Genomic DNA, 25,329 nt, shown 5'->3' on the forward strand with positions numbered 1-25,329 from the left:
TGTGTACGAAATGTCTCAATTAGTTTTGGCTAGTAAATATCATTTCCAATAAACGCCCTCTCAATTCCTTATCCTGATGATGCAAGATGTTCATTAACTCATGAGAATTTTTAGCATTGATGAATTGATTTAACAATCTATCTTTTAATTCATATGGAAGAGAAGCCGTCTTTAGTAGTCTAAAAACTTCATCATTTAGAGATGTCCTTTTATTATCTTTCCATTCAAATCTAGCTGTATCATTCTTATTTGGCAATTCAATGATAGACACATTCGTTCCTTTAAAATGAATTCTATGAATTCTATTGCTTGGAACGATACTAGAATCGCCTTGTAATGCTAACTCTACCATTCCCATTTCCCAATCAATCGATAATCTTGTTTTATATCTTTGACCATTTTGATCTTCAATCATTTCAAAAGAATGTTGTTTTCCTGGGAATACATACCACTCTACAACTTCAGGTAAATCAACACCCATACCTATCTCAGAACCAACCAAGGGAATGATTGCACCACTTTTTGCAAACACAGGAATAGTAGAAATGTCTCTATAAACACTTAAGTTCACACCACCTGTATATTTTTTCTCTGAAAAGAAGTCATACCATTCACCTTCAGGGAACCATACATCTACTTTTGCAGATTGGAATGCCAAATCCATCTTTTCTACAACGGGAGCCACCATCAGTTCTGTTCCAAAAAAGTATTGGTTTGGAACATTATAGCTCTCATCATTCTCTGGGTAGAAATAATAGATCGGACTGATTAACGGGGCGCCTTCCTCATGTGTCTTTACATTCATGGTATATAGATATGGAATCATCTGATGTCTCAAACGAAGGTATTTCTTCATAATCTTAGATGTTGTTTCTGAAAAAAAACCAAGGTTCTTTACTATTGAAAGGACTTCTAGAACTATGTAATCGAGTAATCGGACTAAAAACACCAAACTGTAGCCATCTAGTTTGTAGCTCTTCGTCATAATCCCCTAGCATGTGCCCACCGATATCATGGCTCCACCAACTATAACCGATATTTGATGCTGTCGCTGTAAAATAAGGTTGAAATCTTAAGGAATTCCAACTAATAATAGTATCCCCTGAAAAACCAACAGGGTATCGGTGACTACCCGGCCCTGCATACCTTGATAAAATCAAACCACCTTCTGCATTTTTACAACTATCCTGATAATGATAATGGTTTAAAAGCCATAGAGGATCCAACATGCCTTGTGTCCCTTGTTGCCAGTCAATCCACCAAAAATCTACTCCCTGCTTTTCTAGCTCATAATGAACATCTTTAAAGTAGGATTCCCTAAAGGATGGATTGAAAAAATCAAAAATAGCAGGTTCCTCTAATTCTACATTTAACCCTAATCGTTTGGCGACCCGAGGATAAGCTTCTTCATAAGCCCGTATACCATCAGCAGGATGGACATTTAAAGAGAGTTTTAACTTTCTATCATGAAGTTGTTGCAATAACTGTTCTGGATTTGGTATTAAGTTTTTATTCCAACTATATCCTGTCCAGCCACTTCCAAAACGGGCTGGAATGTCAGTTATATGCCAATCCATATCTAAAACACCGATAGATAATGGAATTTTCTCTGTTTCAAATCTGTCTATTAAATCCAAGTATTCATCCGACGTATAAGGCCAATATCTACTCCACCAATTACCTAAAGCATATCGTGGCAACAAGGGTGTTGAACCAGTCAAATGGTAAAAGTCTCTGATTGCTCCTCTATAATCATGCCCATAGGCAAAGAAATAGAGGTCAATTTGATTTTCTCTCTCCATATAACCAGACTGTTCATCCCAAATAAATCCTTGAGAATCATCCAGTAAGGCAATACCATTTCGACTAATAATTCCATCTTCTAATGGGATTGCTCCATCTGCCTTATCCAGAGTCCGAGCTGTTCCTTTTAACGTTTCAATAGATTCACCAAAATACCAGCGACTACCATATACGGCAAAATTTCCTTTTAATTCTATAAATAAATTTTCGGCGTTAAATTCTCCTTTATTAAAGTGCAAATGAAAATAGTCCGTCATAATATCTAGTACGTTTGATGTCTCGATATAATCTAACGAAACTTGGCCAAAATCTCTATTATAGATAAGTTGTGTCGTTCTATCCTCAAAATTTCCAGTTTGAGAATATTCTAACCTCACTAGCTTGTCTGTTAATACAGAGATTCTATAAAACTCTCCCTTAAAAATTTTCAATTTGTTTCCCTCCTTTTAGTAAATTGCTTTACTTTATCAAACATTTTATTCGTTATCATTACATTCATCAATCCGCAAAAAGCAAATCCCCCAAATGTAAATACGTAAATAGCTGTTAAAACTCGTTCTGGACTACTAAAACTCATATACAGTACAGAAATATTAAATAAAACCAACATGATAGCTTGTATTGGATTTAAAATACAAATTAATACGCTATTTACAATACTATTTTTTAGATTATCTTTAAATAGACCAATATAAGGAAAAACAACACTCATTAAAAGTATTATAACAAATAAAAAGGGCAACACTAACAATAAACTATACTCTGAAAATAAACTTGAATAGCCCCAAAGACAATAGTTCACATATAAAAGTAATTCTATTAGGAGGATAAACAACCAAATAAAAGTTGATTGTTTAAAATTTTGTCTAAAGATCCGAAAATAATGATAAGTAATATCGATATCTTTACCTTTTAAAATACGATACCACATTGTCGTAAGAGAAGTTAGTGATGCCCCAATTGTAACTATTGGAATACAACTAACAATAAATAGAGTATTTAAAATAATTAAATCTGTCAAAAAAGTTAAAATTCTAACCACTTTTCCATCTAATGAAAATAATTTTTGCATAATATATTCTCCATGAAATCAATCGTCTTAACTCTATATTTTAGAATGTCAGTTGCACAAAAATATTACCTAAATTATTAAAAAAACATTTCCAAATTTCTTTAAAAATTAGAATAAAGGAAGCGAGATAATTTGATGTTATCAGTCTCGCTTCCTGTAATTAGCTAGTCCCTTGTTTATACAACCAAGAGTTCATATAAAGTATTACTCTTTTACTTCTTTTTGGTAACGATTATATGCTTCCTGTTGAATCTTCATAAATTCGTCCAATCCCATATTCTTAAGAGTTTCTTTGTATGAGTCCCATTCTTTTTCTATGCCACCTTCAACTACCCATTTAGATGCTTGTTGTTTGACATAGGATTCAATACTAACATAGATTGATGATAATTTGTTAAGCTCTTCTTGTGAATAAATCACATTAGGGTAAGCTGGCAACGCAAATTGTTTCAAATCTTGGTCCATCTTCAATTTCAATCCATCACCTTGTGTTTGATCGATTTCTACGCGACTATTGATATCATCGCTTACGTATTTAGGACCAAAATCTCGAAGTGAATGAATCCATGCATACTCATCGGCTGATTTACCATCTTTAGGAGGTAACACTTTAAACTTATCACCATTCTTTTCAGTAGCTATTCCAAATGATCCATAGAAATTCTGAATACTTGCTTCATCTGTATATAATTTATCCAACCATTTCAATAATTTAGCAGGATTTTTGCTCTTATTTGTAATCAAAATTTCATTTCGACCGTAGTTGTAATGATCTGGGTCAGAAAAGACATATTGTTTTCCATCCATACCTTTTAAAGCAGGTAGGGCAATGTACTCACTTGAATGTAAGCCAAACGTTGCATCTGCTGTCCAACCACTAGAAACACCTACTCTAGATACTCCCTTATCCATACGTTTTGCTACACTCATAGAGGTATCTTCTGTAAAGATTTCCGGATCAATCAAACCTTTTTTATAAGATTCGTGCATTGCTGCAATCCCTTGTTTGTAACTTTCTTCTGTACGAAGGTAGACTGGTTTTCCATCTTTTACAGACATTTCATACGTATTATCTGCACCTAAACGATTATTGAACGGTAGAATATATGAGAATGTTGGATCAAAGTTTCCTGCTCCGAATGGAATTTCATCAGAAGCGTCTCCATTTCCGTTCGCATCTTTATCCTTAAATTCTTGTAGTACTTTTACTAAATCATCATAAGTTTCTGGAACTTTTAAACCTAGATTATCCAGCCACTTTTTATTAATAAATAGCTGATTAGCTACTGTAGGACGCATCGGTAATTTTTTAGGCAGGCTGTAGATATGACCATCTGGTGAAGTAATCATAGCTTTAATCTTAGGCTCTTTCTCCATAGCCTTAGTTAAATTAGGCATGTTTTCCTTGATTAAATCTTCCAATGGAATAAATAAAGATTGGTTCTGAGCAATTTCTGAATCTGTAAAAGCATTTGAACCTAAAAATGCATCTGGTAAGTCTCCGCTAGCAACCAAAACAGATTTCTTATCTGACCAATCTGCTGCCACAAGTGTATCCCATTTAACATCAATACCTGCTTCCTTGGCCGAATCTGTTAGAAAACCTTTATGATAATCTTCTCCCCAGTCAGACCAACGAACAGTCGTGATTTTATAAGAATCTTCTCCAGATTTATCATCCTTATTCGCATTATTGGAATTTGCACAGGCTGTTAAGCCAGCAAGTGTAACTGTTCCTAAGAACAAATATGTAAATGATTTATGTTTCATGTTTTTCTCCTATTCTTTCAACGCGCCAATCATTACGCCTTGATTAAAATATTTTTGAACAAAGGGATACAACAACATAATCGGAGCGGTTGAAATAACAATTGCTGCATATTTCATCATATCAGCCTTGATACGAAGATCTGATGCCACTTCTCCTGTTGCTTGCGATTGTAACATTTGGTTACTAATTAGTAAACGTCGTAAAATTAATTGCAATGGTTGTAAATTTTCATTCGTTAAATAAATTAAAGCATTAAACCACGAATTCCAAATACCAACTGCAGTCCAAAGTCCAATAACTGCTATAATAGCTTTTGATAAAGGAACGACTATCTTAATAAAATAACGAATTGTACCACATCCATCAATTTGCGCAGCCTCCCACATCCCGTCTGGAATACTATTATTAAAGAAAGTTCTAGCAACAATAATATTGTATGATGAAACTGCAAAAGGTATTACCATTACCCAAAATGTATCAATCAAGCCTACATTCTTTACTGTTAAGTAGGTAGGAATCAAGCCACCTGATACGAACATAGGGATTATGTATAGAATGCTCATCCACTTTCTACCAACTAATTCTTTTCTAGATAAAGCATAACCAGCTGGAATATTGACTACTAAAGCAACTAAGGTACCAACAACAGTATATAAAATGGTATTTAGATAACTACGTAAAAATAAAGGTTGTTGAATAAGACGTAAATATCCATCTAATTTCCATTCTCTAGGAATAAACCATACCTTCCCATTTGCAACATCTGAAGGATTACTAAAAGATGCAATCACTACAAACCATAACGGATAAACAATTAACAGGATAAGGAAAATTGCTAAACCATAGGTAACTATATCAAATAATAATTCAGAGTTTGTTTTTCTTGATTTATGAAACCATTTCACCTTGAGCACTCCTTCCTTTAAAAAAGACCCGTTCTAGTATATCTTTTTGAGAACCAGTTTACAGATAATAAAATTATTAGATTGACTACCGTGTTAAATAACCCTATAGCTGTCGAATAACTATACTGAAAGTTCACCATACCAACTTTATAAACATAGGTCGAAATTATCTCACTTCCTGCTAAATTAAGAGGATTCTGTAATAGTAACACTTTCTCAAACCCTACACTTAATAAACTACCTGCTCTTAATATTAGTAAAATCATAGCAGTCGGCAAAAGTAATGGTAATTCTATATGCCGAATTTTTTGTAATCTAGAGCCACCATCCATAGTTGCAGCCTCATAATATGTAGGATCAATTGCAGAAAGCGCCGCCAGATAAATAATACTATCCCAACCAATATGTTGCCATACATCACTCCAAACATAAACACCTGCAAAATGACTAGGTTTTGATAAAAAATCTGGAATAGTAATTCCAACAGACTTAAATACATTCGCTAACAAACCGCTAGTAGGAGATAAAAATAAGATAATCATCCCACACATAACCATTGTAGAGATAAAATGGGGTAAGTAAGTTGTTACTTGAAATATTTTTCTAAATTTCCCAACTCTTAACTGATTACTAATGATAGCTAGTATAATAGGCAAGGGGAATCCTACTACAATACTATAAAGTGAAATTTTTAATGTATTGAACATAGTTGTCCCGAATTGGAATGATGAGAAAAATTGAGTGAAGTACTTAAATCCTACCCACTGACTAGCAAAGATACCATTGGCTGGTGAATAGTCTTTAAATGCGATAATTAGTCCCAACATGGGAATATAAGAAAATAAAATCAACAGCAATATTGAAGGAAAAAGTAATATGTATAACGGAATACTATGCTTTAATTTTATTTTATGAAGTTGAGATGCTACTTTCATGTTTTTCCTCCCATCTGATTTTCTACGATTATTTTACACCATATAGAATTCCCTTAATATAACTTTTTGGACTAGGTTTATCAATTTTTCAGTTTTTTAATTTTAAGAACTATTACTTTTCCGACATCTTAATAAAACATATCTGTTTTGTTACATGATATCATATTTTCAAAGTGCTATAATTTTAAGAGGAGACTAGTATATGAAATTAAATCACGACTTATCAAAAAAACATTCCATTCATTTTTTCTTTAAACTCCTACTTGTACTACTATTGATAAATATTTTGATCAATATTGCTATGAGTAACATAACCAGAAATTTTATTAAAAACCAAAATATAGTACACCTACGTAGTTCAATTGAAATTTATGCTGACTCTGTTAATGAGAAATTGCATTCTGTAGAACGCTTTATGTACTCAACAATAACGCATAATGAATCTTTAGAGAAATTAAATCATGTACAAACGTTTCTTGACTATCAAGAAAATCTCAAAAAAGTTCAAACTAGCTTTGCAGAGTTTGAATATCAAAATGAAACTCATATGACATTCTTATTAGAAACCGATAGTACTGATTATTTTATAAATGTCTCCAATCTTTATATTCCATATGAAGATTATCTACTGTTAAAATCAAATCTAAAATCATTGCGTAGTGATATAAGTGACCGTAAATGGAAAAATGTAACTACTAAAAACAGTGAATACTTAGTTAAATCTGTTCATTACGAAGGAAAAATCATTTATGCCGTCATATCCTCAGAAGATATCCTAAAACCTCTCAATAAACTTAATATTGGTAATAATGGTAAACTCTCCCTAAAAGAGCCTAACAATATACCGTCCTCTAATTACCTGATTCATGCCCAAAATGAAAAAACACATTTACCTTTCGATATTTATGTTTTAGTCGATTATGCCGAAGTCTTTAGAAATATCACACTCTTAGAAGTATTTTTATCAGCTGTTCCTATCATTATCACCATTTTATCAATCATCATTATCCTGTATATTCGTCAATGGATGATTAAACCAATAACAAGACTCACTGAACGACTCTCTCAACTTGGGGACTCCATCCCCCCTTCTGAATTTTTTATATCTGAAGGTATACTAGAAATTGATAAGGCAAATGATAAACTTAATAAAGTAATATTTGATATGCAAGAATTAAAAATACGGGAATACCATTCACAACTAGAACTTAAGAAGATTGAACTTAATTATCTTAAGAACCAAATTCGACCACATTTCTACTTAAATATGTTATCAATGATTCATAGTATGCTTCAAACAAAAAACTACAAGGAAATTGAAGAGTTAACTATCTTAACTTCAAATTATCTACGTCATTTATTTATGGCTAATCAAGATTTTTCAGAACTTAAAGATGAAGTTCAGCATATTAAAGATTATTTAGAAATACAACGAATTCGATATGGAAATAGCATCTACTTTTCACTAAACTACAATGATGACCTACAAAATACTCTTGTCCCATCATTACTTTTACAAACATTTATTGAAAACACAATCAAACACGGTTTTTCATTTCAGGATTTATTCACAATTTTGCTATCAATAAAAAAAGTAAAAACTGAGAACTCAGATTATATTCAGATTTGTATCGAAGATAATGGTCCAGGTTTCTCTGAAGAAATTTTATCAAAACTAAATCAGAAACAGTCTCTAATAACAGAAGATGGGCATCATATTGGGATAACGAACACCATCGAACGTTTAAATCTTCTCTATCCCAACGACTATACTATTACATTTGAAAATAATGAAGAAGGTGGGGCTAAAATTCTTTTACTTATTCCATACAAGATTATAGACGGAGGTTATAATGAACATCTTATTAGTTGATGACGATCGTTTTATCATTGAAGCTTTACGAGAGAAAATAAATTGGGCTAAACTACACATTGACACTGTTTATGTTGCCTATAGCCTCACTCAAGCTCAAAGTATTATTAGAGAACATCCTATTGATCTCATGATAAGCGATATAGAAATGCCTCAAGGTAGTGGCCTCGAGCTCTTATCGTGGATTAGAAATGAAAAATATGATATAAAAACAATTTTTTTAACCAATTACGCCGACTTCAACTATGCTCAAAAAGCAATTGAATTGCAAAGCTTCGAATACTATCTAAAACCCATTAACTTTGAAAAATTAGAATTTATTATTCAAAAAGCCATTAGTAAAATTGAGAATCATAACTTAAACGGAAAAAATGATTCACTTTTACAAATAGAAGATAATTTCTGGTATGATTACCTTAGAAAACCTCAAATTTCTCGCATTGATGAGCTAGAAAATATAGCAAGCAAACAAGATTTTATTCTTCAAAAACACCAGTATTTTTTTCTTGCAGTTTTAACAATCAATCTCAATGAAGAAGATTATTCTGCAGAAACTCCATCATGGACTTCTCAACTAAAAAGAGAACTTCAAAGAATTTCACAACCTTCTTATAAGCTGATAAGTCTATTCAAGATGGAAAGCCAGGTTGATCAATATGTTTGTCTCTTTAGAGTAGACTCATCCAAACGTAGTGACAAATTGGCATATGAGATTCATTCTCAAATTTCTAATAACTTTAGTAAATACTCAAACATTATATATAAGAGTTGCCATAAAATATCCGATATTTTATTTCATACCAAAGAACTCTACACTTATAATGAACAATATGTTTCTTATTGGAATACTATTACATGTGTTCCACATAGTTTTCCAACTTCCTTTAAAACAGAAACTCTTTCAATTACTTTTTTAGATAGCTTAAGTGAATACGAATTAAGAGAAAAAATTAATTCACTTGCCTATAATTCTCAAATTCCTACTTTCACACTACAACAAATTTTACTAGATTGGACTCAGCAAATAGGAATATATCTAGATCAAAATGGAATTTCGGCACATAAACTGTTCCAAAATAGCACTCATGATTTCCTATTCCAACGACGCTTTCATTCAATTGAATCTTTTCAGGATTACTTTGATTATTACTGGTCACATGCTAAGAAATTTGCAACAAACATTGAAAACCAGAAAAATAGTATTCAACGTATCGTCGAATACATAGATCATCACTACTATGAAGATATAAATCGTTCTATATTAGCAGATATGGTTTATCTCAGCGCAGATCATTTAGCTAGAATTTTTAAAAAAGAAACTGGAGAAACTCTTGTTAAATATATAACGGATAAGCGCATTAATGCTGCTAAATCTCTCCTATCCCAAACAAATATCTCGATATCACAGGTATCTTGTCAAGTAGGGTATGATAATTATTCTTACTTTACTAAAATTTTTAAACAAAGGACTGGACTTTCTCCTGGAGATTACCGTAAAACTTATCAAAATAAAATGTAAGCAATCTAAATTATTGAAATGATAAGGACTGTGTAAGCTTTGACAGTCTACAAATTTTCCAAAGATAGCTCCATAAACTTATTTGAAATTGCTGATAAGGTAACTTCTTAAAAAGTCAGTTTGAGAAGAAAATCCAGTAAATATTTCATAGGATAAAACGCATACTATCAAGCTTTTTTGAATTGCACCCCAAAAGTTAGACAGAAAAAATCTAACTTTTGGGGTATTTTTATTATTGAAACATTTCCTTCATTTTCTCCTAAATTGAGTTTTGCTAAACTATTTTATCTATTTCTAATGACTTACTTCAGCTCCTTACTTCTTGGAAAGAACAACAAAAATATGAACTAGCAAAGTTTGGTATCATCAGTAATCCAGAACAATTTGTTTTTACATATATCGACACAAGAGGAAACATCAACAAACCTTTACATGCTGACTATCTAAACAATAAAATGAAAAGTATCAGAAAGCGACATAAAGAGCTGGAACATGCTACACCTCATAAACTGCGACACACAGGAGCGACACTTGCTAAACAAGCAGGAATGAGCTTAGAAGCCATTTCTGAAGCACTAACACATAGTGATACCCTTACAACTCAAATTTATGTCAATACTTCTAATGTAGTTCCTATGACAGTAGGTGAATTTGCTTTAAAGTCTCTAAAACAATAAGGTGAAAATAAGGTAAACTTTTCAAAAAAACACGAAAAAAGCACCCATGAGGTAAACTCTTGAGTGCTTTGAAACGTTGATACAATCGTATTGATTAACGTTTTGAGGCAACTGACCTCGTCAGATTGCAGCCACATTTGTAAGCGACTAAAGTCGCAACAACTGTGTCAATTGCACCAATTTAGTAAGAAAGTATAAAAAAGAACACCCCGAAAGGTGCTCTGTATAAGTATAGTAATTCTTTCGAATTAACGTTTACTAAATTGTGATGCTTTACGAGCTTTTTTCAAGCCTGGTTTGATACATTTTTATTTCAACAAGTTTCGTCATTCCTTTAAAATCAACGTTTTCCCGTGTTTCCTGAAAATAAATTTACAACTAATTTGAATAAGTTTCAGTTAAATGGTGTGAATTTTGCCCTATAGAAACATCTACCAAGTAATTTATATCTTCCAACTCTCCCTCATTAAACATTTGATAAAAACATTGTATAAAGTAGCATTTACTTTATCAAATTCATCAATTAATACAATTTTGGTTTCTCTGGACAATAAATCCTTAGCTTCTGTAAAAAACTATTGCTGTAGATTTATGCAAATAAATTACTTTTTTAGTGTACTCATAAATTACCCCTGCGTCACTTATCAATTATCACCTAACTCCCTCAACCTTTCCTGCCCTATCTTCAACATTTCTTCTTCCACCGTGTTCCATTTTCCAAATAGGCATTCGTGTAAAACTTCTGCTGCTGAGATTTCGTCTACTTGCGAATCATAAACACACGATTGATCTCTTTGATAAATTTGAATTTGTCTAAAAAGTTCTTCCTTTTCCAACTCCCGTAAGTTACCAACCAAATGTCCTACAATTCCATCATGGTGTGTTTTAGGAGTCGCTCTAGCTTGACTAGGATCTATAGCGTAGAGCTCCTCATAACGTATCAAAGTACTGAGATAGGACAATTCTGGCTTAGTCGCAATCAGTGCAAGTGAGACTTGATAGCCTCTAGCTGTCAATAATTGTGCTGTTTTCCGAGGAACTTCGGTCGTTCTAAGGGTACCCTCGATTAATAAATGATAACCTTGTTTACTCAACTCATCTACAAGATATTCAACCATTTGTCCCGCGAATACTTTGGTATAATCCACACTATCTTTACCATACTTTTCCTGTAGACCAAGGTAGTTCGGATGAAAAGAGCGATAACTATCTCCATCAATGATAATAATATTTCCTTGAAATTCCCTTTGTTTAATTCGATGAATCGTTGTCTTACCAGCACCACTCTGTCCCCCAAGCAAAATAGCCTTGGGCTGAGATGAAGTTGTTTTTCCACGAGTCAAAGAACGAACGAGTCGATTAGAGGCTTTAATAAAGTCATCCTGGCTAAATTTATCTAATTTCATTAAGCCACCACTAGATGACTAGCTTGTTCTAGCACACGTTCAATGCCATCCAAATAGCCATTATATCGCTCTACTTCCTCAAAAGTAGCAACAAGATAAATCTTCGTATTAATCAAATCAGAAAGATCATCGCTCATTAGAACCCAAGGATTAGAACTATCATCAAATTCAATTCCTTGTTCATCTTGAAAACGATAAAGTTGCGCTAAGATATTCGCTCCTCGTTCCTTTATCAATTCTATTTTTAATGTTAAGTGATAATCTTCTACTGGTGTGAGCATTTTTTCCTCCCCTACGATATCGATATAGGAAACATTAAATTTTTTGCAGATACGATCTACTAATTCTGTCGAAACTGAACTTGTCCCATTCTCATAACGGCTGAGGCTATTTCGAGAGATGCCAATAATCTTTGCGAATTCAGGTTGGGTGAGATCATGTGTTTTACGTAATGTTTTTATATTTTCTCCAATCATGAGAGCCCTCCTTTTATTTATTTCTATTATAGCAAAAAAAAGAGATACGCACCATTTTTGGTGCACCAAAAAAAACAAACCTTATTAGCAATGTTAACGTCTAAAATTTAGATATTGAATACTACATAATGAAAACTCTAAAAAGCACTGATATCCTGCTATTTCCCATAGTTTTTAAATTTTTAAGCAAAGCAAAAAGACACCCAAGAAATATCTATTAAGCGTCTTTAAACGTTGATATAATCGTATTTATAAACGTTTTGAGAATTGGCTCGCTTTACGAGCTTTTTTCAAGCATGGTTTGGAAAATATGGGTTTCATTTGGGTTAAAAACAGCACAATATCAAGGATTTTAAGAACAATATCTACTAATTAATTTCATAAAATATGAATTAATAGATTCTAAATAGGAGAATAATTTAGTTCTGTAAAAATTAATTTACACACTTACAAGGCTTATTCTGATAGACTTTATAACTGTCTGTGAGAAAAAGGTAGAGATTGGAATATTATTAAATATTTCAGTTAAATATAGTACGATATCGTTTTACCTATTACGCACAGCTTCATCTTATTTCTTAGAAATCGGTTTAATACAAGATATCTCAAGATAAGTAAAAATCACTCCATAATTTATGAAAATCTTATTAATATTGATCAAGAGAAGTGATTCCCTCTATTATTTTTCACCCAATATCTCTAAAATAAATTTCCTCATCGAAAAATAAATTCAAGCGAAATTATCTTAATCTTTTTTAATCTAGTTTTTCAATACCGAAATGTACTACACGTTTAAATTTCCCAACACTAATATTTAACGTATTCACCGTACTTCCTATTGTTTTTGAACTAACAGCTTCTTTCTTTTTAGAATACTCCTCGCTGATACTTTTTGAAGTCATATAGACTTTATTTGAAACTCGATTCATATTATTAATTACTAAATTAACAGTTGATATAATAGCTAATAATACTTGAGAAAGATATATTACTCTCAAAACTTCTAATGTTGTATTAGATATTTTTACAATAAGCATTAATCTCATTATTGAAAAAAATAATACTACAAGCCACATCAACGACGGAAATAAATAATTTGTTAAATATTTATAATAGGTTATCCCATTGTTTCTTAAATAAAATTTTGCAAAGTCATCAAGAGTATACACCTCCCTACCAAAGGTATACATTGATAGTACTAAGGCTAATGACGAGATAGCAAGAAAAATATACTGATTTGTCTGATAGATTTTTAAATCAACATCAATTACACGAATAGGCATACAAAACTTAATAGCAGTTATAATACACAAAAAAATACCATAAGCTATCCAAAGTTCTTTTGGAAGTATATCACTTTTCGATAACCAAATAATTTTTAACGGATTTCTTTCTGGCTTTTGTAACATATTTAATACCTCTCAGTTTGTAATACAGAGTTTTCTTCATCAATAATATAACATCCATTTTTATTGACAGATCTTAAATAGCCCTGTCGTGCTTTCAAAATTAAGAAGTTCCAAATTTTTCTCCATGTTACTCTATTATTTTTATCATCTGAAAACATCAATGTCATACGGCTTTCTTTAGTTTTAAAAAATTCATTAGGATCTACCATCAAATCTTCCAACTCATCTGCAGTACCGTTTGGATAAGTTGTTACAATTTCAATACTCCTAGTATTCTGTTGATCAATATTTAATACAATTTCTTCATATATGGGATTTATAGTAACTTTCCCAACCTCACCTAATTCGCCTGAACTATTGATTTTACGTTCAATTATACGATGTAAGGTAAGTGCCTCCTGTTGACTTCGAGCTCGGATACTTAATCTCTCTGACTGAAATTTATATACTACTTGCACAGCTTCTATAGGATTGTTTTTATACTCTTCTAAAAACAAAGAAATCCTTTTGACTTTCCGAATATGATCTATACCTGTTCCAACTTTTGACATTATTACAAAATCGTATTCTGCTTCTAATATTCTATCAATTGTAGAACTGCTGTATTCCTTTTGAGACTGCTTCAACTCCTCAAAGATTTCTAATAATTTTTTTCGTAATTCAATTGCTTCCTGATGTTTATCCAAATACTCTTGACTATAATGAATTCCGTTTTTATTAGAATATTCTCTACTAATCCTAACATACTCCTTTGTTAACTCAGAAGTCAATTCTATTAAACGTTCATATTCCTCAGATTCTAAAATATCCTGATAGTTTCTAACAATCTGAAAGCCCATCCGATCGCCTTCTAATTGAATATTAGAATCTGTCTGACTAAATAAATCGTTACCAAATGAAAATGAAATAATATGAGGTAACAACTCATTTTTTAAAGTTTCAATTCTGCTTCCAGAATATTTTTCCAGCACATGAGGCTGAACATTTAATTTAAATAGATAGTCTTTTTCCATTATTCACCTTTCTTGATTAGTTTATAATCATTTGCTACATCGAGACATCTAGTTAGATTTTTTCATTTGTTCAAATAATTTTTAAACGTCGTAATTTCTGATTCATCCACCACATAATAAATGACTAATTCAATCTTTTAAAAATTTGATAAAGTTTTTTGTTCTCAAAATAACTTTAGATACTATATTTTTAACTGCTCTTCAAATTGAGATAATACAATTAAATCTAACTGCTCTTCTATTTCTTTAAACGGTAAATTCAAGTCCAACGTACGAACACTAATCTGATTTCCATGAAACTGATAAAGATTGTCGGGCTGAATTTGTTCATTAGTTTTTGCATACAATAACATACCTGATACTAGACATTTATTATCTCCAAATTGATATTGACGGTTTTTTACATATGTAAATATCTGATAAAGATTATTAGAATGAATAGTGTACTTATCGAAACGTACTTGTGTAGTACTCGAATAGTATTTAGCATCAATGATTAAGACGTTATTCTCTTTTTGAAGTTGAATATCAGTCTGCATAATTGGTAACATGTCACCAATACCGTCATCTAAAGCCCAAGGTATCTGGGAAGCATTCGGCTTTAACTGTGGATAATGCTTTTTGTAATATTCAAGAATAAACTTTTCATATAAACGATTCATTGGTTGCTCATCTAAAAAATCCACGAGTTTCATCTGGCCATCTGAAGTCGTTTGCAACAACCCCTTTACAACCAAATAACAAACAGAAATAATCATTCTATAGGATTGATTATTTCTATTATATTGAAACTTCCAATTTACTTTATTTAAATCAATAATATCAATTTCATTGAAAAATACCAATATCTTCCGTAATTCTTTTTTCCGTTTTTTGGGAATATCTGATTTCAATAAAAGATGTAAAGTAGATTTTATAATACAATTCATTGTATTGTCTACTGAAAATTCCTCATATGAACAAATCACCCTTTTTCTAAAAGAACTTTGACTCTTTAATGATTCACCTATCTCAATTTTTCCTCTCAACGTTGAAAGTTCTTCAGTTTTAGAGATATACTTTTTCTCTAATCCTCTCTTAAGTTGAATTACCATGGCCTTAACTAGAATAGCACTCATGAGATCCGCAGTATTTTGGAATTCTTCTGTAGAAAGTTTCTTATATCCTTGACCTTTTAGGACGCTGAACGCATAAGTTAGCATATAATAGACATTCTTTATTGGTATCACTTAATTGCGCTCCTTAACTTTTCGCTCCATTCTATTACCAGATTTGGTTCATCAAACCAATATTCTTTTAGTAAAGGTACAAGTTCATACTCAACAATGTTAGAAATTACTTGTTCATCTACACTCTCAGATTTCAAGTTACAAAGATAACTATGACCAATACAGAATCCTTCTCCCAAAGTCTCATCTGAAACAATAGCATAATTTAGATTTTTAATACAGGTAATTAGGTTATTTAACTTACTATTATTTATAGTTAATTGATAGGATTTAAACCCATCAGTTTCAAACCCTGGTTTTAATTCGAAAAATGCAAACCGTCTTCTCAAAGCATAATCTAACATAGCTAAACTTCTGTCTGCTGTATTCATCATACCAATGATATAAAGATTATCTGGAATAGAGAACTTTTCATCCGAATAAACAAGTTGTAAAGATGCCCCTCTTTTATCATTCTCAAGCAGCATAAATAGTTCGCCAAATATCTTACTTAAATTTCCACGATTAATTTCATCAATTATAAAGAAATAATCATTAACAGCATCTAGTGCTGCTCGTTTACAGAAATTATAAAATGTACCTTTTCTTAATTCAAACCCAATATCAGAAGGTCTAAACCCCATGATAAAATCTTCATATGAATAGCTTTGATGAAATTGAACCATCTTAACTCTATCAACATTTTTTTCTCCTATAAGAGAATAAGCTAAGCGTTTTGCAGTATATGTTTTACCTACACCTGGGGCCCCTTGTAAGATAATATTCTTTTTAAAAACAAGAACAGACCTCAATCTTTCATACTCTTCTTCCGACATAAATACATCATTAAGAAAATCTTCCTTTGTATATGAAGAATATGATTTTTCAACTTCTTCAACATCTTCAGATGTATCATCATCAAAAATATTTTTTAGTTTCTCTACAACATCAATATAGGGAGTTACATCGGTTAAAGTTTTCATAGCTGCTTTACCTGGATAAGGCCATTCTCCATGATGAGTCCAATTCACTATTCTTATATGATTATACTCCTCAGCTTCAGAGTCATAGAAATAGTCAGAGGTAACAATCCCACGCCCAATAAGTTGACTTCTACCTTTTTTTACAAAAATAATATCTCCAACTTTCATTTCATTGGCAAATTGCCAAGTAGCATGTGTTGCATTCTGGTATGATAAGTTAGGACCATAAATTTTTTTCATTGCCTCTTTGATCTCTGATTTATTTTTAAATAAACTGAGATCTCCAATTTCATTCCATCCTATAGCCATTACTCCACGCTTGTAAAAGTCCTCCCACATATAAGAACCTTCCCCTGGAGCATATACCCAATACCTTATTGTCTCATTCTCATCATCCATCAAAGCTGAAGATTCTGCCACCATCTTAAGTTCTTGATTTTTTTTATTCACTTCTTCAGAATACTTCCATGCTTCAAAAGATAATTCTTTAAAATTCTTAAACTTGGCTTCTGCACTATTAAAATAGAAATTTATTGTTTCAACTATTTGAAAATATTTTGCAGCAGTTATCTTTGAATCTATACTTGGTAAACTATTTGAAATTTCCGTCGGAAATTTACCAGATTCAAAAATGTACCATTGGTTTCGACTATCTAAATTCAAAAAAGAATCGGGAGCAATCCAATACAAACCTATGGTAGTTTTGCTATTACCATTCCCTTTTTTATTGTTCACAATATCAAAGTAGTGTGAAACTCTCTCCTTATTATCAGTAGTTTTTTTCTTATCATATTCTAATGCCGCAAGAAATAGTGACCATAAATCTTCAATATCTTCATCACTTTTTTCATCAATAAATCTATAATAGGTAGCGTTTTGATTGTTTAGGACTGGTATGCCATCAAAAGAATTCGGAGTCTTACTTCCTAAATCAAATAACTTTACTATTGCATTTAAGATTTTAATCCTATTTTCAACTCTCAAGTTCTTATTGAATAATCCAAATACTGTAAAAGGATCAATGTCTACCAAATTATTATCTTTTTCCAATGTTGGCATCGATATACCTGAAAGTTCATAGATTTCTTTTACCTTCTTGGTAAGAAGCAGTCTATTATCTTTATAAGCTACTAGTTTTTGAGCAAACTCTTTATAAAAATCAGTCCAAGTAAATTGTTTCTGAATATTCATCTTTTATCATCCTCTATTATTATTGTTTTTATACTATACAGATACAATTATTATACCATAAAAACGCTTTCACATCTATATAATATAACAACAGAAACTTCTAAAAAATCTATTATATATTCAATTAATTACATTCTATTTATAATTTTTTCAAAAACTTTAATCAATGGATTAACTTGGAATTCCTTGTTGCTATTCTTACGTAAAAAAGAGGCTGGAACAATAGTCCCTTATCTCCAAAAAAGAGTCTTGGTAAAATAGAATTGCTTAATAAACCATTTAGAAAGGCTATCCCATGCATATTCACTATAACACAAATCAAACAACTTTACCACTAGAAATCAGTTCTTTATTGCCACAAGACCATCTCGTCTTTACTATTGAAAAAGTGGTGAATACCTTGGAGGATTGTCACTTCCACGCCTTCTATCATGCCTTTGGTCGCCCGTCTTATCACCCTAAAATGCTTGTATCTGCTCTTCTATTTGCCTATTCACAAGGGATTTTCTCTGGGCGAAAAATTGAAAAAATGATGATTGAAAATCTGGCTATGCAGTACCTAACAGGGCAGTTGGTTGTCAGCTATCGCACCATCAATCGTTTTCGTGTAGCTGAAGGGATGGAAGAACTCATTCGCAATCTTTTCATCGACCTCAATCTTCGTTTAAAAATGGAAGAGTTAGTGACCTTAGATTGTTTGTTTATTGATGGTACTAAGATTGAAGCCAATGTCAACAAGTATAGTTTTGTGTGGAAGAAAGCGACAGAGAAATTCTCCGCCAAACTTCAAGAACAGATACAGGCCTATTTTCAAGAAGAAATCACTCCCCTTATCCATAAAGCTATCGAACTGGATACACAAAAGCCTATCTCCTCAGAGCAGTTGCTTGCATTCGCTCAAGTCCTTGAAGAAGAATTGAAAAAATTGAACCAGGACATTGAGGAGACACCCGTTAAAGGGAAAGATGAACGTAAAACCCAACGTCGTAAACTCAAGAAAGTCTTGCGTAAAGTCAAGGAGGATTTTTCAGTACGTGCTGAAAAATATGAGAACTATCAGGAGACATTTCAAGGACGTAACAGTTTTTCCAAAACCGATCCAGATGCCACTTTTATGCGGATGAAGGAAGATCATATGAAAAATGGTCAACTCAAGGCTGCTTATAATCTTCAAATCGCTACTGAAAACCAATTTGTTCTTCACTATGATGTCTTCTCAAATCCGACAGACACCAAGACTCTTCTGCCATTCCTTGAAACCTATCCGCATGACTTGAAGACAGTTGTCGCAGATGCTGGATATGGAAGTGAAGAGAACCTCCTTCGTTTAGATGAAAAGGAGGTGAACCATCTGATTAAATATGCCATGTTTGACAAGGAACAGAAGAGAGGGTATAAACAGTCAGCTAAAAACTTAGCGAATTGGCACTATGATGACAAGGAGGGTAGCTACACACATCCTGATGGCTGGTGCTATCGTTTTCACCATACCAAACATCAGATTTCAACAGGAAATCAAGGTTTACTACGCTGATTAACCTGAATCAGCCCCTCAAAAGGGACTGTATATGAACGAACGCTATCAAAACTTGAAAGCTAAAGAATATCAGGCGCTTTTATCTCCTGAAGGTAGACAGATTTTTGCTCAACGCAAGATTGATGTGGAACCTGTTTTCGGGCAGATAAAGGCTTGTTTGGGTTACAAGAGATGTAATCTGAGAGGCAAACGTCAAGTGAGAATTGACATGGGATTGGTACTTATGGCTAATAACCTCCTAAAATACAATAAGAGAACGACTCAAAATTAAAAAGCTAGAGTTCCACAATTGGAAATCTCTAGCTTTTTTGTGGTCGAGAACTATTTTGTCCCAGGCTCTTTTTTTTATGAATCAATCATATAAAGTTTCGCCATTACTTTCAATCACTTCTTTATACCAATAAAATGATTTTTTCTTATAGCGATTTATAGTCAATTGAAACAAGAGCAGGACAAAAAAGCCTTGTAAAAGGTATTGCAACTTGGTAATACCTTTTTGAGGTGCTTTTTGATATGAACCCATGTTTTCTCAATAGGATTGTACTCAGGCGAGTAGGGAGGAAGAGGTAAAAGTTTATGCCCAAACTCTTCGCATAAAAGTTCTAGCTTCCCCATTCTATAGAATCTTGCATTATCCATAATATAGTAGATTGAAACTAGAATAGTACACCTCTACTTCTAAAACATTGTTAGAATTCGATTTTACTGTCCTGATCGATTTATCCTATTCTTATTTCATCTTACTATAAAAATAAGGTAAATTTTTCAAAAAAACACGAAAAAAGCACCCATAAGGTAAACTTTTGAGTGCTTTGAAACGTTGATATGATCGTATTGATTAACGTTTACTAAATTGTGATGCTTTACGAGCTTTCTTAAGACCTGGTTTCTTACGTTCAACTTTACGTGAGTCACGTGTAAGAAGTCCTGCGCGTTTCAATGAATCGCGGAAGTCTGGGTCTACTTGAAGAAGGGCACGAGCGATACCGTGACGGATAGCTCCTGATTGACCAGCGTATCCACCACCTACAACGTTAACGAAAACGTCGTATGAACCTGCAGTTGAAGTAACTGCGAATGGTTGGTTGATGACAAGACGAAGGTCAGCGTGTGGGATGTACTCTTCAACATCTTTTTTGTTAACAGTGATTTTACCAGTTCCTGGAACAAGGCGAACGCGTGCAACAGCGTTTTTACGACGTCCAGTACCTGCATATTGTGCTTGTGACATACTTTATTGTTCCTTTCCTTAGATAAGTCCTGAAATATCAAGAACTTCTGGTTGTTGTGCAGCGTGAGTGTGCTCAGCTCCAACAAATACCTTCAACTTCATACCTTGAGCGCGTCCAAGTGTATTGTGCGGAAGCATACCTTTAACTGATTTCTCGATCAAGCGTACTGCATTTTTAGAACGAAGTTCACCTGCAGAGATTTGTTTCAATCCACCTGGGTGGTTTGAGTGAGTGTAGTAGATTTTATCAGTTGCTTTTTTACCAGTCAATTTAACTTTTTCAGCATTGATAACAATCACAAAGTCACCTGTATCAGTGTGTGGTGTAAATGTTGGTTTGTTTTTTCCGCGAAGTACGCTAGCAACTACTGCAGAAAGACGTCCAAGTGGTACATCAGTTGCGTCAACTACGTACCATTTACGTTCAACTTGGCCTGGTTTAGCCATAAATGTTGTTTTGTTCATGATTTCTCCTATATATAGTTCGATTTTTGTTTACGGTGATGGGTGTTCCTTCCCATCGAAAAGTATTTGGAAGGTTCCGGGGCCTTTCAAATGGGGTAAACAATACCGCCTACTATAATACCAAATTTCACCCCTAAAAGTCAATAGATATGAAAAATATTTTTCTAAACCGTAACTTCTCAAAGTAACTGAAAATTATATAATCAAGTTAATTTGGGAATTTACCTATTAACTTCGGTAGATTTTTGGGAATTTTTTTCCTTATTTTTCCCTGTAGCTAAAATCCTTTTCAAAAAATCACCTTTTCTTGATTTTTAATCCTATTTGCTGTATGATAAGGGAAAAGAAAGGGGGCAGAAATATGGCTTTTACCAATACCCACATGCGGTCGGCTAGTTTTGGAATTGTTACCAGCTTGCCTGATGATGTTATTGACTCTTTTTGGTATATTATCGACCATTTCTTAAAAAATGTCTTTGAATTGGAAGAAGAACTTGAGTTTCAATTGCTCAATAACCAAGGAAAAATTACCTTCCACTTTTCAAGTCAACACCTCCCTACAGCCATTGATTTTGACTTTAACCATCCTTTCGATCCTCTTTATCCCCCCAGAGTCTTGGTTTTAGACATGGATGGTAGAGAGACTATCCTCCTCCCAGAAGAAAATGACCTATTTTAATACTCAAGGAAAATCAAAGAGCAAACTAGGAAGCTAGCCGCAGGTTGCTCAAAGCACTGCTTTGAGGTTGTGGATAGAACTGACGAAGTCAGCTCAAAACACTGTTTTGAGGTTGTGGATAGAACTGACGAAGTCAGCTCAAAACATGTTTTTGAGGTTGTAGATAAGACTGACGAAGTCAGTAACCATACCTACGGCAAAGCGAAACTGACGTGGTTTGAAGAGATTTTCGAAGTGTATTAACTATGTTCTGTGATAAATTTATAGGCTTCTTGACCAGCGATAGCTCCATCTCCAACTGCTGTTGTTACTTGACGAAGGTCTTTCAAGCGAACATCTCCAACTGCAAAGATACCGTCAACTGCAGTTTTCATGTGATTATCTGTCACAATCCAACCAGCCTGATCTTGAATATTCAATTCTTTAACAAAATCGCTAACAGGGTCCAAACCAACATAGATAAAGACACCACCAAAGGCTTGCTCTGTCACTTGACCTGTTTTCACATTTTCAAAAACGACAGATTCTACTCTGTTTTCACCCTTGATTTCCTTCACTACAGAATCCCAGATAAAGCTGATTTTCTCATTCGCAAAGGCGCGGTCTTGTAAAACCTTTTGGGCACGAAGTTGGTCACGACGGTGAACAATGGTAACAGTCTTGGCAAAACGAGTCAAGAAGAGGGCTTCTTCAACAGCTGAATCTCCCCCACCAACTACCAACAAATCTTGGTCACGGAAGAAAGCACCATCACACACGGCACAGTAAGAAACACCACGACTGTTCAGTTCTTCTTCTCCTGTAACTCCCAAAGGACGGTGTTTAGAACCAGTCGCTACGATAACGGTACGAGTTTCATATGTTTGGTCATCAGTAATCACTTTCTTAAAATCACCATGATCTTCTACGTTTTCAACATAACCATAGATGTGCTCAACACCAAGATTTTCAAGTGGTTCAAACATCTTTTCAGCCAATTCAGGTCCACTAATATTAGCGTATCCTGGGTAATTTTCAATATCAGATGTATTATTCATCTGACCACCTGGCAGACCACCTTCAATCAAGCCTACTTTGAGATTACTTCGAGCAGCATACAAGGCTGCAGTCATACCTGCAGGTCCAGCACCGATAATAATAGTATCGTACATATAGATTCCTTCTTTCTTGTTGTAACTATCTTTATTCTAACTCTTTCTTGTCAATCAAGCAAGGATTATGCTTTGAAAACAAGAATTAAACTCATAACCGCAAAGGATAATACTGGAACAACCAAAACTCCAATCATAATCATATCATAGAGATGGGCTTGGCGAGCCTTGGCTGTCTTATCAACTCCCGACATGGCTCTCAGTCCAATCCAAATCCCTAAAAAAATCAGGACAAGGATGGTGGTCAAGATCAAACTCTCGAAATATAAAGAAAATAGTTGCAGTAGCATGATTTCTCTCATTTCTATCTTTTTTAAAGAGTAAACTCAGCTAGTCCAGCTAACTGAGTTTTTCTTTATCTATTATATCAAATATAAGTCCGTTTGTAACTAGCAAAGAATTCTTTTGTGCGCTCTTCTTTAGGATGGTGGATAATCTCATCCGGTGTTCCAGACTCGATGATTTTCCCCTTATCTAAGAAGAGAATCTTATCAGCCACTTGGGCTACAAAGGACATATCATGACTAACCAAAATCATGGTTTGACCTGACTTAGCAGCATCTGCAATAGATTTTTCTACTTCACCAACCAATTCTGGGTCAAGGGCTGAAGTTGGTTCGTCTAAGAGCAAGACATCTGGTTTCATGGCAAGGGCACGCGCTAGGGCAACCCGCTGCTTCTGTCCACCTGATAAATGACGAGGATAATGATTCTCACGATCAGAAAGCCCAACCTTAGCCAACTCTTCCTTGGCAATCTTAGTCGCTTCTTGGTCAGATAATTTCTTGACAACAACCAAGCCTTCTTTCACATTATCAAGTGCTGTGCGGCGCTCAAACAAATTAAACTGCTGAAATACCATAGACAGCTTACGGCGTAGGACAAGGATTTCTTCTTGAGTGATTTTAGAAAAATCAACTGAAAAATCATCAATCTGAATAGAGCCACTGTCAGGTGTTTCAAGATAATTGAGACTGCGAAGGAATGTTGATTTTCCAGCTCCTGAAGAACCAATCAAGGCTACAACTTCCCCTTTTTGAATATCCAAGTCCAGATGATCCAAGACAGTCTGTCCTGAAAAGGATTTGCTTAAATTCGAAATCTTAATCATTAACGAAGGTCTCCTTTCACATCTGTTTGCACTGTATCGGGTGCAGAAATAGCCATTTTTCTCTCGATGAAACGACCGAGGCTTTCAATTCCGATATTGACTACCCAATAAACAAGAGCAACGGAGATAAAGCGTTCAAAATAGCGGTAATCAGCTCCACCCAAAATCTGAGCTTGGGCAAAGACTTCCACAACACCCGAACTAAAGGCTAGGGAAGTTCCCTTGGTCAAGCCGATGAGGGAATTGATTAAGGTTGGAGTAGCTACCACCGCTGCATTAGGAATAATCACGCGACGATAAACTTGTGCTCGGGTCATACCCAAACTACGTGCCGCCTCAATCTCACCAGGGTTGACTGAGAGAATGGCTGCACGAATGGTTTCACTAGCATAAGCTGCCTCATTAAAGGCAAAGGCGACAATCGCAAAAGCAGCAGCTGGAATCGCATTGATATTGAGACCAGTCCCCCATTGCTGATTGAGAGCTTTCAAAGCCAAAGGAATTCCGTAATAGGTTAGCATGAGTTGCACTAAAATCGGTGTCCCTTTTAAGAAACTAACAAAGAAGGCCTGCAAGGGATATAAAATCTTGACACGATTGATCTTCACAATGGCAAAAAGAAGCGCCAAAACCAAGCCAAAAAAGGCACCACCAATTGTCAACATAATCGTTGTCGGAAGTTGTTGGACAATTCTCGGGATTCCATCAAAGACCGAACGCAGGCTAAACAGCTTGCCATCCGGAATCAATTGCATCAAGTTTTGGTACCAATCTGATGCTAAAATCGTTGTAACATTCATAAAAACATCCTCTCCTGATAATGATTCATTCTACCATACTTCTGCCGTCAATGAAATTATTTGCTACGGTCAGATACAGACTTTGTCTACCTACTAGTTTATCATACTTTGAAA

General features: G+C 33.8%; 21 protein-coding genes and 4 pseudogenes. 6 read left to right on the plus strand and 19 right to left on the minus strand.

What is annotated here, in order from left to right; translation table 11 throughout:
- Nucleotides 1-19: 19 nt before the first annotated feature.
- The 5 genes and pseudogenes from WKI23_RS00895 to WKI23_RS00915 all read right to left on the minus strand — a co-directional run bounded on the left by WKI23_RS00895 (nucleotide 20) and on the right by WKI23_RS00915 (nucleotide 6,486).
- A pseudogene (locus tag WKI23_RS00895) lies at nucleotides 20-2,234 on the minus strand (TIM-barrel domain-containing protein).
- The gene (locus WKI23_RS00900; RefSeq protein WP_368078630.1) at nucleotides 2,231-2,875 is read right to left on the minus strand and encodes a YesL family protein; all 645 of its coding nucleotides are present in this window, start codon (nucleotides 2,873-2,875) and stop codon (nucleotides 2,231-2,233) included. Before WKI23_RS00900 ends, WKI23_RS00895 begins: the two are co-directional and overlap by 4 nt.
- A 204-nt stretch (nucleotides 2,876-3,079) precedes the next feature.
- Nucleotides 3,080-4,645, minus strand: coding sequence for an extracellular solute-binding protein (locus WKI23_RS00905; RefSeq protein WP_051734081.1), 1,566 nt, complete (start codon nucleotides 4,643-4,645; stop codon nucleotides 3,080-3,082).
- Nucleotides 4,646-4,654: 9 nt separating this feature from the next.
- Nucleotides 4,655-5,551 (minus strand): carbohydrate ABC transporter permease, encoded by an 897-nt coding sequence (locus tag WKI23_RS00910; RefSeq protein ID WP_000870790.1) that lies wholly within the window; start codon nucleotides 5,549-5,551, stop codon nucleotides 4,655-4,657.
- Nucleotides 5,552-5,568: 17 nt separating this feature from the next.
- Entirely contained in the window at nucleotides 5,569-6,486 is a 918-nt protein-coding gene (locus WKI23_RS00915; protein WP_368078631.1) for an ABC transporter permease, read from the minus strand.
- Nucleotides 6,487-6,688: 202 nt separating this feature from the next.
- Here WKI23_RS00915 and WKI23_RS00920 point away from each other — a divergent pair, with 202 nt between their 5' ends.
- The 3 genes from WKI23_RS00920 to WKI23_RS00930 all read left to right on the plus strand — a co-directional run bounded on the left by WKI23_RS00920 (nucleotide 6,689) and on the right by WKI23_RS00930 (nucleotide 10,555).
- A complete protein-coding gene (locus tag WKI23_RS00920) occupies nucleotides 6,689-8,359 on the plus strand; it encodes a sensor histidine kinase (RefSeq protein ID WP_368078632.1) in 1,671 nt (556 codons plus the stop codon).
- The gene (locus WKI23_RS00925) at nucleotides 8,340-9,878 is read left to right on the plus strand and encodes a response regulator transcription factor (RefSeq protein ID WP_368078633.1); all 1,539 of its coding nucleotides are present in this window, start codon (nucleotides 8,340-8,342) and stop codon (nucleotides 9,876-9,878) included. The genes WKI23_RS00920 and WKI23_RS00925 overlap by 20 nt, the downstream gene beginning before the upstream one ends.
- A gap of 281 nt (nucleotides 9,879-10,159) precedes the next feature.
- Entirely contained in the window at nucleotides 10,160-10,555 is a 396-nt protein-coding gene (locus tag WKI23_RS00930; RefSeq protein WP_368078657.1) for a tyrosine-type recombinase/integrase, read from the plus strand.
- Between the two features lie 423 nt (nucleotides 10,556-10,978).
- Here the strand turns inward: WKI23_RS00930 and WKI23_RS00935 are convergent.
- The 7 genes and pseudogenes from WKI23_RS00935 to WKI23_RS00965 form a co-directional block, all read right to left on the minus strand.
- Nucleotides 10,979-11,118 (minus strand): annotated as a pseudogene (locus WKI23_RS00935) (AAA family ATPase); the annotation flags it as partial.
- A gap of 81 nt (nucleotides 11,119-11,199) precedes the next feature.
- Entirely contained in the window at nucleotides 11,200-11,961 is a 762-nt protein-coding gene (gene pezT, locus WKI23_RS00940) for a type II toxin-antitoxin system toxin PezT (protein ID WP_368078634.1), read from the minus strand.
- Nucleotides 11,961-12,437, minus strand: coding sequence for a type II toxin-antitoxin system antitoxin PezA (gene pezA, locus WKI23_RS00945; RefSeq protein WP_050283603.1), 477 nt, complete (start codon nucleotides 12,435-12,437; stop codon nucleotides 11,961-11,963). The genes pezT and pezA overlap by 1 nt, the downstream gene beginning before the upstream one ends.
- A 755-nt stretch (nucleotides 12,438-13,192) precedes the next feature.
- A complete protein-coding gene (locus tag WKI23_RS00950; protein WP_368078635.1) occupies nucleotides 13,193-13,846 on the minus strand; it encodes a hypothetical protein in 654 nt (217 codons plus the stop codon).
- 2 nt (nucleotides 13,847-13,848) lie between these two features.
- Nucleotides 13,849-14,859 (minus strand): hypothetical protein, encoded by a 1,011-nt coding sequence (locus WKI23_RS00955; protein WP_057527925.1) that lies wholly within the window; start codon nucleotides 14,857-14,859, stop codon nucleotides 13,849-13,851.
- 182 nt (nucleotides 14,860-15,041) lie between these two features.
- Complete coding sequence (gene mcrC / locus WKI23_RS00960) at nucleotides 15,042-16,088, minus strand: 5-methylcytosine-specific restriction endonuclease system specificity protein McrC (protein ID WP_368078636.1); 1,047 nt, start codon at nucleotides 16,086-16,088, stop codon at nucleotides 15,042-15,044.
- Entirely contained in the window at nucleotides 16,085-18,241 is a 2,157-nt protein-coding gene (locus WKI23_RS00965) for an AAA family ATPase (protein WP_050283599.1), read from the minus strand. Before WKI23_RS00965 ends, mcrC begins: the two co-directional genes overlap by 4 nt.
- 295 nt (nucleotides 18,242-18,536) lie before the next feature.
- Between WKI23_RS00965 and WKI23_RS00970 the strand changes: the two are divergent.
- A pseudogene (locus tag WKI23_RS00970) lies at nucleotides 18,537-20,049 on the plus strand (IS1182 family transposase).
- Nucleotides 20,050-20,210: 161 nt separating this feature from the next.
- On the opposite strand, the pseudogene WKI23_RS00975 reads toward WKI23_RS00970, so the two are convergent.
- The 3 genes and pseudogenes from WKI23_RS00975 to rplM form a co-directional block, all read right to left on the minus strand.
- Nucleotides 20,211-20,420: pseudogene (locus tag WKI23_RS00975) on the minus strand (transposase); the annotation flags it as partial.
- A gap of 196 nt (nucleotides 20,421-20,616) precedes the next feature.
- A complete protein-coding gene (rpsI, locus tag WKI23_RS00980; RefSeq protein ID WP_000075964.1) occupies nucleotides 20,617-21,009 on the minus strand; it encodes a 30S ribosomal protein S9 in 393 nt (130 codons plus the stop codon).
- Nucleotides 21,010-21,027: 18 nt separating this feature from the next.
- Nucleotides 21,028-21,474, minus strand: coding sequence for a 50S ribosomal protein L13 (rplM, locus tag WKI23_RS00985; protein ID WP_001044624.1), 447 nt, complete (start codon nucleotides 21,472-21,474; stop codon nucleotides 21,028-21,030).
- Between the two features lie 361 nt (nucleotides 21,475-21,835).
- Between rplM and WKI23_RS00990 the strand changes: the two genes are divergently transcribed.
- Both WKI23_RS00990 and WKI23_RS00995 read left to right on the plus strand, forming a co-directional pair.
- Complete coding sequence (locus tag WKI23_RS00990; RefSeq protein ID WP_000886035.1) at nucleotides 21,836-22,153, plus strand: DUF960 domain-containing protein; 318 nt, start codon at nucleotides 21,836-21,838, stop codon at nucleotides 22,151-22,153.
- A 69-nt stretch (nucleotides 22,154-22,222) separates the two neighbouring features.
- On the plus strand, nucleotides 22,223-22,396 hold the full coding sequence (locus WKI23_RS00995; protein WP_368078637.1) for a hypothetical protein: 174 nt from the start codon (nucleotides 22,223-22,225) through the stop codon (nucleotides 22,394-22,396).
- Here WKI23_RS00995 and trxB read toward each other — a convergent pair.
- The 4 genes from trxB to WKI23_RS01015 form a co-directional block, all read right to left on the minus strand.
- Nucleotides 22,393-23,304, minus strand: a complete 912-nt coding sequence (trxB, locus tag WKI23_RS01000) for a thioredoxin-disulfide reductase (protein WP_368078638.1) — start codon at nucleotides 23,302-23,304, stop codon at nucleotides 22,393-22,395. The two genes, WKI23_RS00995 and trxB, sit on opposite strands and share 4 nt — an antisense overlap.
- Nucleotides 23,305-23,369: 65 nt before the next feature.
- Nucleotides 23,370-23,594: a DUF4059 family protein gene (locus WKI23_RS01005; RefSeq protein WP_000926599.1), complete on the minus strand. Its 225-nt coding sequence runs from the start codon at nucleotides 23,592-23,594 to the stop codon at nucleotides 23,370-23,372.
- 77 nt (nucleotides 23,595-23,671) lie between these two features.
- Nucleotides 23,672-24,415 carry an amino acid ABC transporter ATP-binding protein gene (locus WKI23_RS01010; RefSeq protein WP_368078639.1) on the minus strand — a complete coding sequence of 248 codons (744 nt, stop codon included), beginning with the start codon at nucleotides 24,413-24,415 and terminating at the stop codon, nucleotides 23,672-23,674.
- Nucleotides 24,415-25,215 (minus strand): amino acid ABC transporter permease, encoded by an 801-nt coding sequence (locus WKI23_RS01015; RefSeq protein WP_368078640.1) that lies wholly within the window; start codon nucleotides 25,213-25,215, stop codon nucleotides 24,415-24,417. The genes WKI23_RS01010 and WKI23_RS01015 overlap by 1 nt, the downstream gene beginning before the upstream one ends.
- Nucleotides 25,216-25,329: the final 114 nt, after the last annotated feature.

Origin of the sequence: Streptococcus pseudopneumoniae (genome assembly GCF_038148955.1) — a bacterium.
Classification (GTDB): domain Bacteria; phylum Bacillota; class Bacilli; order Lactobacillales; family Streptococcaceae; genus Streptococcus; species Streptococcus pseudopneumoniae_T.